Origin of the sequence: Sphingomonas sp. (assembly GCF_042091075.1) — a bacterium.
Classification (GTDB): domain Bacteria; phylum Pseudomonadota; class Alphaproteobacteria; order Sphingomonadales; family Sphingomonadaceae; genus Sphingomonas.
Genome location: NZ_JBELIE010000113.1, coordinates 1 through 10,962 on the forward strand (window position 1 = coordinate 1; position 10,962 = coordinate 10,962).

16 protein-coding genes and 1 tRNA gene are annotated in these 10,962 nt (G+C 66.7%); 4 read left to right on the top strand and 13 right to left on the bottom strand.

Going from position 1 to position 10,962, the window contains the following annotated elements; genetic code table 11:
- Positions 1-18: 18 nt before the first annotated feature.
- The 12 genes from ACFDSW_RS11625 to gap form a co-directional block, all read right to left on the bottom strand.
- Complete coding sequence (locus ACFDSW_RS11625; RefSeq protein ID WP_375250453.1) at positions 19-393, bottom strand: NADH-quinone oxidoreductase subunit A; 375 nt, start codon at positions 391-393, stop codon at positions 19-21.
- Between the two features lie 193 nt (positions 394-586).
- Entirely contained in the window at positions 587-1,399 is an 813-nt protein-coding gene (locus tag ACFDSW_RS11630) for an inositol monophosphatase family protein (RefSeq protein WP_375250454.1), read from the bottom strand.
- A 48-nt stretch (positions 1,400-1,447) separates the two neighbouring features.
- Entirely contained in the window at positions 1,448-2,011 is a 564-nt protein-coding gene (gene efp / locus ACFDSW_RS11635; protein ID WP_375250455.1) for an elongation factor P, read from the bottom strand.
- A gap of 71 nt (positions 2,012-2,082) precedes the next feature.
- The gene (locus ACFDSW_RS11640) at positions 2,083-2,682 is read right to left on the bottom strand and encodes a M23 family metallopeptidase (RefSeq protein ID WP_375250456.1); all 600 of its coding nucleotides are present in this window, start codon (positions 2,680-2,682) and stop codon (positions 2,083-2,085) included.
- Between the two features lies 1 nt (position 2,683).
- A complete protein-coding gene (locus ACFDSW_RS11645; RefSeq protein ID WP_375250457.1) occupies positions 2,684-3,670 on the bottom strand; it encodes a L,D-transpeptidase family protein in 987 nt (328 codons plus the stop codon).
- Positions 3,671-3,758: 88 nt separating this feature from the next.
- Entirely contained in the window at positions 3,759-4,439 is a 681-nt protein-coding gene (gene thiE, locus ACFDSW_RS11650) for a thiamine phosphate synthase (protein ID WP_375250458.1), read from the bottom strand.
- A 134-nt stretch (positions 4,440-4,573) separates the two neighbouring features.
- Positions 4,574-5,482: a class I fructose-bisphosphate aldolase gene (locus tag ACFDSW_RS11655; protein ID WP_375250459.1), complete on the bottom strand. Its 909-nt coding sequence runs from the start codon at positions 5,480-5,482 to the stop codon at positions 4,574-4,576.
- A gap of 21 nt (positions 5,483-5,503) precedes the next feature.
- Positions 5,504-5,890, bottom strand: a complete 387-nt coding sequence (locus ACFDSW_RS11660; RefSeq protein WP_375250460.1) for a type II toxin-antitoxin system PemK/MazF family toxin — start codon at positions 5,888-5,890, stop codon at positions 5,504-5,506.
- A complete protein-coding gene (locus tag ACFDSW_RS11665) occupies positions 5,881-6,117 on the bottom strand; it encodes a ribbon-helix-helix protein, CopG family (protein WP_375250461.1) in 237 nt (78 codons plus the stop codon). The genes ACFDSW_RS11660 and ACFDSW_RS11665 overlap by 10 nt, the downstream gene beginning before the upstream one ends.
- Positions 6,118-6,278: 161 nt before the next feature.
- Positions 6,279-7,469 carry a phosphoglycerate kinase gene (locus tag ACFDSW_RS11670; RefSeq protein ID WP_375250462.1) on the bottom strand — a complete coding sequence of 397 codons (1,191 nt, stop codon included), beginning with the start codon at positions 7,467-7,469 and terminating at the stop codon, positions 6,279-6,281.
- Entirely contained in the window at positions 7,466-7,924 is a 459-nt protein-coding gene (locus ACFDSW_RS11675) for an MOSC domain-containing protein (protein WP_375250463.1), read from the bottom strand. The genes ACFDSW_RS11670 and ACFDSW_RS11675 overlap by 4 nt, the downstream gene beginning before the upstream one ends.
- 82 nt (positions 7,925-8,006) lie before the next feature.
- On the bottom strand, positions 8,007-9,008 hold the full coding sequence (gap, locus tag ACFDSW_RS11680) for a type I glyceraldehyde-3-phosphate dehydrogenase (protein ID WP_375250464.1): 1,002 nt from the start codon (positions 9,006-9,008) through the stop codon (positions 8,007-8,009).
- 209 nt (positions 9,009-9,217) lie between these two features.
- Between gap and ACFDSW_RS11685 the strand changes: the two genes are divergently transcribed.
- The 4 genes from ACFDSW_RS11685 (at position 9,218) to ACFDSW_RS11700 (ending at position 10,720) form a co-directional block, all read left to right on the top strand.
- On the top strand, positions 9,218-9,439 hold the full coding sequence (locus tag ACFDSW_RS11685; RefSeq protein WP_375250465.1) for a hypothetical protein: 222 nt from the start codon (positions 9,218-9,220) through the stop codon (positions 9,437-9,439).
- A complete protein-coding gene (locus ACFDSW_RS11690; RefSeq protein WP_375250466.1) occupies positions 9,439-9,744 on the top strand; it encodes a cell division protein ZapA in 306 nt (101 codons plus the stop codon). Before ACFDSW_RS11685 ends, ACFDSW_RS11690 begins: the two co-directional genes overlap by 1 nt.
- 230 nt (positions 9,745-9,974) lie before the next feature.
- A complete protein-coding gene (locus tag ACFDSW_RS11695; RefSeq protein WP_375250467.1) occupies positions 9,975-10,517 on the top strand; it encodes a 5-formyltetrahydrofolate cyclo-ligase in 543 nt (180 codons plus the stop codon).
- Positions 10,514-10,720: a DUF2842 domain-containing protein gene (locus ACFDSW_RS11700; protein ID WP_375250468.1), complete on the top strand. Its 207-nt coding sequence runs from the start codon at positions 10,514-10,516 to the stop codon at positions 10,718-10,720. Before ACFDSW_RS11695 ends, ACFDSW_RS11700 begins: the two co-directional genes overlap by 4 nt.
- Positions 10,721-10,772: 52 nt before the next feature.
- Here the strand turns inward: ACFDSW_RS11700 and ACFDSW_RS11705 are convergent.
- Positions 10,773-10,849, bottom strand: a tRNA-Asp gene (locus ACFDSW_RS11705).
- Positions 10,850-10,962 lie beyond the last annotated feature (113 nt).

Here is a 10,962-nt window from a genome sequence, read left to right on the forward strand (position 1 = left end):
CCGGACCGGAGTGAAGCTCTACTCCCAATCCAACGCTCCCTTCTTCCATGCGTAAACGAGGCCGAGGGCGAGTTCGGCGATAAAGATCATCATGCTGATCCAAGCGGTCCAGCCGAGCGAGAATACGCTGACTGCCCAGGGATACAGGAACGCCGCCTCGAGATCGAAGATGATGAACAGAATGGCGACGAGATAGAAACGCACGTCGAACTGCGATCGGCTGTCCTCGAATGCGGGGAAGCCGCACTCATATTCGGATAGCTTCTCCGGCGTCGGTTTCGCGGCGCCCGTCAGCTTGGCAACGAGCATCGGCAGAAACACAAATGCCGACGACAATGCCAGCGCGACTCCCACGAACAGGAGGATGGGAAGATATTGCGACAGATCGACCACTATGGCTCTCTCTCGGGGGCTCTCGGGCTTCTCTCGCAAGTGCGAGAGGAACGGTGGACCTCTAGACCCGCGCCCCCGGAGGGGCAAGGCCACCAAGGCGTGAGAATGAATCGCAGGAAGCGCGAAAAAGGTCCCAGACCGGCGCCCCCCGCCCCGGCCTGGGCGCGCCTGTTGAAGCGCCTATCGCCCGCCGCTAGCGCAGCGACTGCGCCACCATCTTGTGCAGCTTGGAATGCATCGCGTCATTGGCGGCGAGATACTCGTTCCGCTCAAAGGCGCGATCGCCGCCACGGAAGTCGGTGACGAAGCCGCCCGCTTCCTTGACGAGCAGGTAGCCGGCCGCAACGTCCCAGATCTTCAGGTCGCTTTCCCAATAGCCGTCGAACCGCCCCGCGGCGACCCAGGCGAGATCGAGTGCCGCCGAACCGAGCCGACGGATGCCCGCGACCTGTGGTGCGACCGCCCCGAAGATGCGCGTCCATTGCACGAAATCGCCATGGCCCATGAACGGTATGCCGGTGGCGATCAGCGCCTCGGACGGTTCGCGCCGTGACGATACGCGCAGGCGCTGGTCCTGCAACCACGCGCCCCGGCCTTTCTCCGCCCAGAAACTTTCGTCCGTCAGCGGCTGATAGACCAGCGCCGTGGTGATCTCGCGCTTGCCGCTGGGCAGCGGCTCCTCGACCGCGATCGAAATCGCGAAATGCGGGATGCCGTGGAGGAAGTTCGAGGTGCCGTCGAGCGGATCGACGATGAAGCGCGGCTTGTTCGGGTCGCCCTCGACCGTGCCGCGCTCCTCCATCACGAAGCCCCAGTCGGGGCGCGCCTTGGAAAGTTCCTCGAACAACGTCTGTTCGCAGCGCTGGTCAGCCTGGCTGACGAAATCCGCCGGCCCCTTGCGGCTGACCTGCAGATGCTGGACTTCGTTGAAATCACGCCGCAGGCGCGGCGCCGCCTTGCGCGCGGCGCGCTCGATGACCGTGAACAGGCCCGAATGGGATGGCATTTCTTATCTCCCCCCTCCCCATCAGGGAGGAGCCACAATCAGCGATGATCAGTCCGCGCGGCGAACGTAGGTCTGCTCGTACACATCGACCACGATCCGCGTGCCGCTTGCGATATGCGGGGGGACCATGACGCGCACGCCGTTGTCGAGAACGGCCGGCTTGTAGCTGGACGAAGCCGTCTGCCCCTTCACCACCGCATCGGCCTCGACGATCGTCGCCTCGATCGTATCGGGCAGCTGCACGCTGATGGCTTCCTCGTCATAGAGTTCCATCACCACGTCCATGCCGTCCTGCAGGAACGCGGCGGCATCGCCCAGCAGGTCGCGCGGCAACGTCACCTGATCGTAGGTTTCCTTGTCCATGAAGACCAGGCCATCGCCCTCGGCGAACAGGAACTGGAAATCCTTGGTATCGAGGCGCACGCGCTCGACCGTCTCCGCCGAGCGGAAGCGGACGTTGTTCTTGCGGCCGTCGCGCAGGTTCTTGAGTTCGACCTGCATATAGGCGCCGCCCTTGCCGGGTTGCGTATGCTGGATCTTCACCGCGCGCCAGATGCCGCCTTCGTATTCGATGATGTTGCCGGGACGGATGTCCACGCCGCTGATCTTCATGGGGCTTCGCCTATGGAAAAGAGCTGGGCCGTGTGGGACATTGCGTCCCCCCACGGCCGGGTGGCGGCGACTTAGCGACTGGTGCGCGATCCGGCAAGCAGCGGATAGGGATTCACCGGCTGCCCCTGCCACCATCGATCGCCGGGCGCGACGCGATTGACCGCGAAGTGCAGGTGTGGTGCGGCGGCATCGGCATTGCCGGTCGCCCCCACCGCCGCGATCGGTTCGCCCGCTCGCACCGCCTGCCCCTCACTCAGCCCGCGACGATAGCCGAGCAGGTGCGCGTAATAATACAGCGTCCGCCGATCGAGGCTGCGCTGATAGATCGTCAGCCCGCCATCATGGCTGAGGAACAGCTTCTCGATCCGACCGGGCGCGGCGGCGCGGACGATCGTGCCCTGCGGCGCCATGATATCGATCGCCCGATGCGTTCGCGTGCCACCGCCGCGCTCCTGTTCGTAGTCATCGCTAAGCGCAGTGCGCGGCACACCTGCCACCGGGACCAGCAAACGCTCGGGCGCGCCGGGAGCTTCGGAAGGGGGAAGCTCATCGCGCGGCTCGCCAGTCACAAGAGCCGGCTCACGTGACGCGCCGCCAAACGACACGAGGCTAAGAAAGCCGATCGTCGCCAGCAGGATGATTGCAAGGATCGACCAGCCGAGCCGCGTCATGTCATGCCTGGAACAACACCGGCGTTCCGCCTTTGACCATCAGCGCAACCCGCGCCGCGTCCCAATTGGTGAGGCGGACGCAGCCGTTCGATTCGGCGCGGCCGATCTGCTGCGGCTCGCTGGTGCCATGGATGCCGTAATGTTCCTTGCTAAGGTCGATCCACACCACGCCGACCGGGTTATTGGGGCCGGGGGGAATGATCTGCGCCTGCTTGTCGTCGCTCACCCCCTTCAGGATCTTGGGGTTCATCTTCCAGTCCGGATTGGGCGAGACGTGCAGCACTTTCCAGTCGCCGAGCGGCAGGGGATCGCGCGAGGACCCGATCGTAGCGGTATATTGCGCGATGACGCGGCCGTTGCCGTCCAGCGCGCGCAGGACGCCGTCGGACTTGTCGACCACGATCTTGGCGGCCACCGGAACCTTAGCCTCGACGTTCAGCGCCGCGAGCGTGGCCCGCCACGCCGGGGTCGCATCGGACGGATAGGCGCGCGACGACGGAAAGGTATTCGGGACGGTGATCGTCGTGCCCGGCCCGATGTTCGTCACACCGGGGTTCAGTTCGGCGAGCACCGCTGGCGTGGTGTGGAAGCGTTCCGCCAATTTCTCCAGGGGGCGCTTGTAATACATCCCAGGCAGTTTCGCCTGCTCGGCATAATCCTTTGATATAACCGGGGTGTACGGGCCGCGCAGCGCATCCCGGTCAAGCGTGACCGCGATGGTCGGGCGAAGGCCCCGCCACCCGGCCAGCGCCTGCATCGTCGCGCGGTCGGGCTGCCCCGTCACCGTCAGGCCACGGCTTTCCTGGAACCCTTTCAATGCGTTGATCAGCGATGCTCCGCTGCGCCCGTCGATGATGCCCGGGCCGAAACCGATCCGGTCGAGCGTCACCTGCAAACGCATCACCGCCGGATCCATCGGAGGAGCACCCGGCTGGCCCGGCGCGGCGGCGGTAAGGGTCAGGGCGACAATCGCGGCAATACGCTTCACGGGCACCTCATGCATATCGGTGCCGTAACAACGCGCCTGCGCGCCTCCGGGTCCGCGCCCCGCCGGTGCCGGCGGCCGCGCCCTGCCGTCAGCGCCGCAGGAGCGCGTCGAATGCCTTCATCGCCGCCACTTCGTCCCCGTTCCATACCGCGCCTGACACCGCGATGAAGTCCGCCCCGGCGTCGATCAGCGGCGCGGCATTGGCCGGCGTGATCCCCCCGATCGCGACACAGGGCAGTTCGAACACCGCCGACCACCACGACAGGATCACCGGCTCGGGATGGTGCTGCACCGTCTTGGTGGTGGTCGGGTAGAAGCTGCCGAACGCGACATAGTCCGCGCCCGCCTCCCCCGCCTCCATCGCAAGGTGGCGGCTGTCGTGGCAGGTCACGCCGATCTGCGCCGCCGGGCCAAGGGCCGCGCGCGCCTCGCGCGGGTCGCCATCGTCCTGCCCCAGATGGACACCGTCGGCGCCCAGCCGCTTCGCCAGGCTGATGCTGTCGTTGATGATGAACGCCACGTCGCGGTCAGCGCAGATCCGCTGCAACGGCTCCGCGAGCCGAGCCGCGCTATGCTGGTCGATGTCCTTGAGGCGCAACTGGAACGCCGCCGCCGGCGCGATATCGAGCGCGCGCGCGAGACGCTCGGGAAAGGCGCCGCTCACGTCTAGCGGGGAGATCAGGTAAAGCTGGCAGGGTGGCCGGCGATCGTCGCGCTGGAACGAGGCAGCGAAATCGGGGTCGAGCGGGCCGAGCGGGTCTTCGATCATCCACCGCGCCTAGCCGCTCCGGCGCGGCGACGGAAGTTCGTTGTTCCCCCTGCCCTGCGCCCGCATGTGGCGTGCAGGGTGGACCGATCCCGTCATCCCGGCGCCGGGCCGGATGACGGGATCGGCCGACAGCCTTATTCCTGGCCCTTGTAAATCGCGATCAGCTTCTCCAGCATCGCCAGCGCCTCGCCGCGCTCGCGCTGGAAGGTGTTGCGACCGATGATCGAGCCGTTGCCGCCACCATCGCGAATGTCGCGCGCATCCTGGTAGACCGCATCGGCCCCCTTGGCCGCGCCGCCCGAGAACACGACGATGCGGCGGCCGGCGAAGCTCGACTGAACCACGTGGCGCACACGATCGGCCTGTGCCGACCAGTCGCTGCCCTCATAGGCCTTTTTGGCGTCCTTCTGCTCGATATGCGCGGAGGGCAGCTTCACCTTGATGATATGCGCTCCCAGCAGCGCCGCCATGTGCGCCGCATAGGCGCCGACGTCGAGCGCCAACTCGCCGTCCTTGCTGAGGTTGCCACCGCGCGGGTAGCTCCAGATCACGGTGGCGAGGCCGGCGGCGGCGGCTTCCTCACGAAGTTCGCGGATCTGCTCCATCGCGGCGAAGATATCGTCCGAGCCCGGATAGATCGTGAAGCCGATCGCCGCGCAGCCGAGCCGCAGCGCATCCTCGACGCTGCCGGTCTGCGCCTGCGCGATCGACGTCGCCCAGCTGTTCGAGCTGTTGACCTTCAGGATCGTCGGGATCTGCCCCGCGAACGTGTCCGCCCCCGCTTCGAGCATCCCCAGCGGCGCGGCATAGGCCGACAGGCCGGCGTCGATCGCGAGCTGATAGTGGTAATGCGGGTCATAGGCCGGCGGGTTGACCGCGAAGCTGCGGGCCGGGCCATGTTCGAAACCCTGATCCACCGGCAGGATGATCAGCTTGCCGGTGCCCCCCAATTTGCCCTGCATCAGGATGCGGGCCAGATTGGCCTTCACCGCAGGGCTGGTCGCCTCGTACTTGTCGAGAATGGCCTTTACAGTCGGCGTCATGATCTTCCCCTACGTGTTTGATTAAAGTGCCAGCCAGCGGCGCAATGCCTGATCGACCTGCTCCATGCGGGTCGCCGAGGCATGGCCGATCACCTTGACGATCCGATGACGGCGGATGCTGGTGATGCGATCCACCTGCACCTCGCATTCAACCGGCAGGCCGGTATGTTCCTGCGGTGAGATGGCGACGCGAAACAGCGCTTCGCCGCCGACGATCGTGGTCAGCGGGCAGACGGTGATCGTCGCATGGGTTTCGTTGAACAGGTCGGCCTGGACGACCACGCAAGCGCGCTCGCCCGGATCCCCGGCATCCGGCCCGACCACCAGAACGATCGCGCCATGCGTAATCGCGGGCGGCGTATCGGCGCGCGGACGCTCGACCGGACGCGGTGCGGCGGTCACTTCCACGCCGCATCCTCCCGCTCGGTCTGCTCCCAAAAGGCATAGTCGCTCGCCGGATCGCGGCGGGAGGCGCGCGTCGACTGGCGACGCGCCTCGCGGCGGAACGCCTCGTCATGCAGCTCGACGTAACGGCGGACCGCCTCACGCGCGATGTCGCTTTTGCTACGCCCTTGCGTGCGCGCGACCGCGGCGAGCCGTTCCTCCAATTCCGTGTCGAGCCTGACGCCGAGCACCCTGACCTCCGTTAAACGTGTTTAACGATAGACGGGGTGCCCGCCAAGATCAAGCCGATGCACTGCCCCAAAGCGGTACGGACTGAAGCGACGGAGGCCGAAAATCTGAACGGGAACAGTGCGATCGCCCGCCCCCCCACACGATCCGCGACGGCCGCCGGTCAGCGCGCGAGCGCGGCGACCCCCGGCAGTTCGCGCCCCTCCATCCATTCCAGGAAAGCGCCGCCGGCGGTGGATACGAAGGTGAAGGCATCCCCCACGCCCGCCTGGTTGAGCGCGGCGACGGTATCGCCCCCGCCGGCGACCGAGGTAAGGCTGCCCTCCTTGGTCAGCGCGGCGGCGGTGCGTGCCAGCGCGACGGTGGCGGCGTCGAACGGCGGTGTTTCGAACGCGCCCATCGGCCCGTTCCATACCAGCGTCCGGCAATTCTTCAGCACATCGCCAAGCGCCTCGACCGCGGCCGGTCCGACGTCGAGGATCATCTCGTCGGCGGCGACTTCGTGAACGTTGACGGTGCGCGTCGGCGGATTGGGCCTGAACTCCGTCGCGGTGACGACGTCATATGGCAGATGCACGGTGCAATGCGCGCGATCCGCCGCGTCGAGGATCTCCTCGGCGGTGCCGGTCAGCTCATGTTCGCACAGGCTCTTCCCCACCGAGACGCCGCGCGCCGCGAGGAAGGTGTTGGCCATCCCGCCGCCGATGATGAGATGATCGACCCGCGATACCAGATGCTTGAGAACGTCGAGCTTGGTCGACACCTTGGCACCGCCGACCACCGCCGCGACGGGATGTTGCGGCTCGCCCAGCGCCTTTTGAAGCGCGTCGAGTTCCGCTTCCATCGCGCGACCGGCGAATGCCGGCAGCACATACGCCAGCCCCTCGGTCGAGGCATGTGCGCGATGCGCGGCGGAAAAGGCATCGTTGACGTAGAGATCGCCGAGCGCGGCGAAACGATCGATCGTCTCGCGATCGTTCTTCTCCTCGCCCGCGAAGAAGCGCGTATTCTCCAGCACCGCGATCTCGCCGGGCTGCATCGCCGCCACGGCCTCGGTCGCGACATCCCAATCGACGAAGCGCACCGGCCGGCCGAGCACCGACTCATACGGCTTGACGATCGGGGACAGTGACATTTCCGGGTTACGCTGCCCCTTCGGGCGGCCGAAATGGGCGAGCACGAGGACGATCGCGCCCTTGTCCGCCAGTTCGGCGACGGTCGCCACCGTGGCGCGCAATCGTGTGTCGTCAGTGACCACGCCATCGCTCAGCGGGACGTTCAAGTCCTCGCGCACCAGCACCCGGCGGCCGTGGATGTCACCGATATCATCGAGCGTACGGAAAGCCTTGGTCATGGTTCCTCGATCCTGATTGTATCACCGATGGCGATCCAGCCACCTGTCACCACCCGCGCGCACGCGCCGCCGCGCCAGTCGGGCGTCAGCGCCGCCTTCAATCCCGCTGCCAACGCCTCCATCCGCTCGCACGGATCGGTTTCGCGCGTGATGGCCAGCACGACATCGCTGCCGATCCGCAGCCGGACATCCACCGCCTGTGGCAGATCCATGCCATCGACCAGCAGATTGGCACGACGCTCCTGCCAGGCGATGGTATGCCCCACCTCCCGCATCGCTGCGTCCCAGTCGGCCCGCTCGATCAACGTCACCTGCCGTCGGTACGGTCCACGCTTCATCGCGCCGCGAAAATCGCCGTGGATGCCACCGGCCGGCGTCACCTCGACGCGGTCGACCAGCTCCATCGGCGCTTTCGGGAACGCATGGCGAGCGATGCCAAGAAGGACGCCGCTCATGCCCCCACCGCCACCCCGGCGCAGGCCGGGGTCTCTCCGCAACGAAGAGATGCCAGCCCCCGCCGGCATGACGGCGGAATCATCACCCCAGCTTCGCCATCGCGGTCGCGGTATCGACCATGCGGTTCGAGAAACCCCATTCATTGTCGTACCAGCTGACGACGCGCACCAGCTTGCCGTCCAGCACCGCGGTTTCCAGGCTGTCGACGGTCGACGAGAACGGCGTGTGGACGATGTCGATCGAAACCAGCGGTTCGTCGGAATATTCCAGCACGCCCTTCATCGGCCCCTCGGCGGCGGCCTTCAGCAGGGCATTCACCTCTTCCCGGGTCGTGTCGCGCTTGGGGGTGAAGGTCAGGTCGACCAGGCTGCCATCCGGCGTCGGCACGCGCACCGCCGAACCGTCCAGCTTGCCCTTCAGTTCGGGCAGCACCTCGCCCACCGCGCGCGCCGCGCCGGTGGTGGTCGGGATCATGCTCATCGCCGCGGCGCGAGCACGGCGCAGATCCGGGTGGATCTGGTCGAGGATCTTCTGATCGTTGGTATAAGCGTGGATCGTCGTCATCAGGCCGCGTTCGATCCCGATCGAATCGTTCAGCACCTTGGCCACCGGCGCGAGGCAATTGGTGGTGCACGATGCATTCGACACGATCGTATGCCCGGCCTCCAGCTTCTCGTGGTTGACGCCATAGACGACCGTCAGATCGACACCCTTCGCCGGGGCGGAGATCAGCACCTTCTTGGCGCCGGCGTCGATATGCTTCTGCGCGCTGGCGCGATCGGTGAAGAAGCCGGTGCACTCCAGCACCAGGTCGACCCCCAGTTCCTTGTGCGGCAGGTTCGCCGGATCGCGCTCCGCGGTGACGCGGATACGCTTGCCGTCGATCACCATATCCTGCCCGTCCGCCTCGACGGTGCCGGCCCATTTGCCGTGAACGCTGTCGCGGCTGAACAGCCAGGCGTTCGATTTGGTGTCGGCGAGGTCGTTGATCGTCACCAACTCCAGCTCGCTGTCGCGTTCCAGCAGCGCGCGCGCCACCAGCCGGCCGATCCGCCCGAAGCCGTTGATCGCTACCTTGGTCATCGTCACTCCTCGCCCCAATTCGACATGTGCGCGGTCTTTGCGCAGTTGCGAAGGCGTCCGTCAACCGCCCGACTGCGCCCGCTGGCGGACCGATGTGTCCCGTAAGCGAGCGCGCGCGGTGCGATCCCCGGCCCGCCTTGTCGCCCATCGTGAGGTTGCCGATCGCAATGCCCTTGTCGCCATCCTCCCGCGATCCTATCGCCACCGATATGGACAACCCCGCGATCGTCAGGCTTGACGCCGCCATCACCCGTGTCGAACGCGTGATCGACGGCCGTCGCGCCGCCGCTGCCGAACTGGAACGCCGTCACGCAAAGTTGAAGGCGACGATGGCCGAGGCGGTCGCCGCCCTCGACGAGATCATCGCCAACAAGGGCGGCAGCGGGGACCCGCCCGCGCGGGACGCTGGCGCAAAGGCGGGGCGCCGCTGATGACGTGGGTGCATCTGCGGATCGGCGACTCCACGCATGAGATCGCCTGTCGCGACGGCGGCGAAGCGCGGCTGATGCAGGCGGCGGCACTGATCGACGAACGCTGGAACGATGCGCGTCGCGCCGCCGGGGCTGGCGGTGCGAATCGCGCAATGCTGCTCGCGGCGCTGATGGTGGCCGACGCGCTGATCGACGAGCGCGCCAAACCGCCGCCCGAAACACCCGAAGGCGTGGCGCTCGACCGGCTGTCGCAACGGCTGGAAGCGCTGGCGGATGCCCTTGAGAAGCTGCCGCCCGTCGCTTAGATAGGTCGGCGGCGGGTTCTGCCCGGTACGAGCCTAGAACTATCCCTGAGGCTATTCATCATCCATGGGGGTTGTCCCTGCGCGGATCCTGGTCCGACGTATATGATCCCCACCTGACGTACTGGGCGTCAGTGGATACTCCGGCCAACGGCCATGGCGGTCCCGCCACCCGCTCCTTCTTCCCTTTTCCCCTGGCCCGGCACGGCCCCAGCATCGGCAGAGCGCGCGACATGACAGACAAGAAGACCCTGCGTGGTACCTTGCGCGCCGCGCGCGATACCTTCGTCGCCGGCGCGCATCTGCCGGTCTCGGTGGATGCCGCGTTCGAATCGCTGCTCGCGCCGGGGCGGATCGTCGCCAGCTATCGCCCGGTCGGTTCGGAGGCGGACCCGGCGCCGCTGGAGCGCGCCGCACAGGCACTTGGCTGCCGCCTCGCGCTCCCCCATGTCATCGATCGCTCGACCCCGTTGCGCTTCCTGCGCTGGCATCCCGACGCCGAGCTGGTCGCAGGCCCTTTCGGGCTGCGCCAGCCGCTCGACGACGGGGACGATGTCGTCCCCGATATCGTGTTGACGCCGCTGGTCGGTTTCGACCGCAGGCTCAACCGGCTAGGCCAGGGTGCCGGTCATTACGATCGGGCCTTTGCGGCCTTCCCCGCCGCGCAACGGATCGGGGTGGCCTGGAGCGTGCAGGAAGTCGCCGCCATCGTGCCGGATCCGTGGGATGTGCCGCTGCACGCGATCGCGACCGAGCGTGAATGGATCGCGGCATGACGCCCTCGTGGCGCAAGCCGGTCGGGATGCTGATCATCCTTGCGCTGATCGCGGTGTGGTGCGTTGCGATCGCATCCCTGTCGGCGACGATCGGACGCTGGCCGGGAATCGCGCAACTGCTGTTCTACGTCGTTACCGGGATCATCTGGATCACGCCGCTGAAGCCGCTGTTGCGCTGGATGGAAACCGGGCGCTGGCGCTGACGCATCTGGCAAAGCGACGTCCCGGAAGGGCGGATATGCGAGTGACCGGAAATGGCGCGAGTGACGGGGCTCGAACCCGCGACCTCCGGCGTGACAGGCCGGCGCTCTAACCAACTGAGCTACACCCGCGTGTTCGGCACGCGGCGCAATGCGCTATGCTTGTCTCGGCAAATCATACCATTCCGGGAAGGAATGGCGCGAGTGACGGGGCTCGAACCCGCGACCTCCGGCGTGACAGGCCG

Coding starts and splice junctions, on each gene's coding strand:
- ACFDSW_RS11630 (WP_375250454.1), bottom strand. CDS start 1,399: ATGCCATCCCATTCGGGCCTGTTCACGGTCATCGAGCGCGCCGCGCGC.
- efp (WP_375250455.1), bottom strand. CDS start 2,011: ATGAAGATCAGCGGCGTGGACATCCGTCCCGGCAACATCATCGAATAC.
- ACFDSW_RS11640 (WP_375250456.1), bottom strand. CDS start 2,682: ATGACGCGGCTCGGCTGGTCGATCCTTGCAATCATCCTGCTGGCGACG.
- thiE (WP_375250458.1), bottom strand. CDS start 4,439: ATGATCGAAGACCCGCTCGGCCCGCTCGACCCCGATTTCGCTGCCTCG.
- ACFDSW_RS11655 (WP_375250459.1), bottom strand. CDS start 5,482: ATGACGCCGACTGTAAAGGCCATTCTCGACAAGTACGAGGCGACCAGC.
- ACFDSW_RS11670 (WP_375250462.1), bottom strand. CDS start 7,469: ATGACCAAGGCTTTCCGTACGCTCGATGATATCGGTGACATCCACGGC.
- ACFDSW_RS11675 (WP_375250463.1), bottom strand. CDS start 7,924: ATGAGCGGCGTCCTTCTTGGCATCGCTCGCCATGCGTTCCCGAAAGCG.
- gap (WP_375250464.1), bottom strand. CDS start 9,008: ATGACCAAGGTAGCGATCAACGGCTTCGGGCGGATCGGCCGGCTGGTG.
- ACFDSW_RS11685 (WP_375250465.1), top strand. CDS start 9,218: ATGGACAACCCCGCGATCGTCAGGCTTGACGCCGCCATCACCCGTGTC.
- ACFDSW_RS11690 (WP_375250466.1), top strand. CDS start 9,439: ATGACGTGGGTGCATCTGCGGATCGGCGACTCCACGCATGAGATCGCC.
- ACFDSW_RS11695 (WP_375250467.1), top strand. CDS start 9,975: ATGACAGACAAGAAGACCCTGCGTGGTACCTTGCGCGCCGCGCGCGAT.
- ACFDSW_RS11700 (WP_375250468.1), top strand. CDS start 10,514: ATGACGCCCTCGTGGCGCAAGCCGGTCGGGATGCTGATCATCCTTGCG.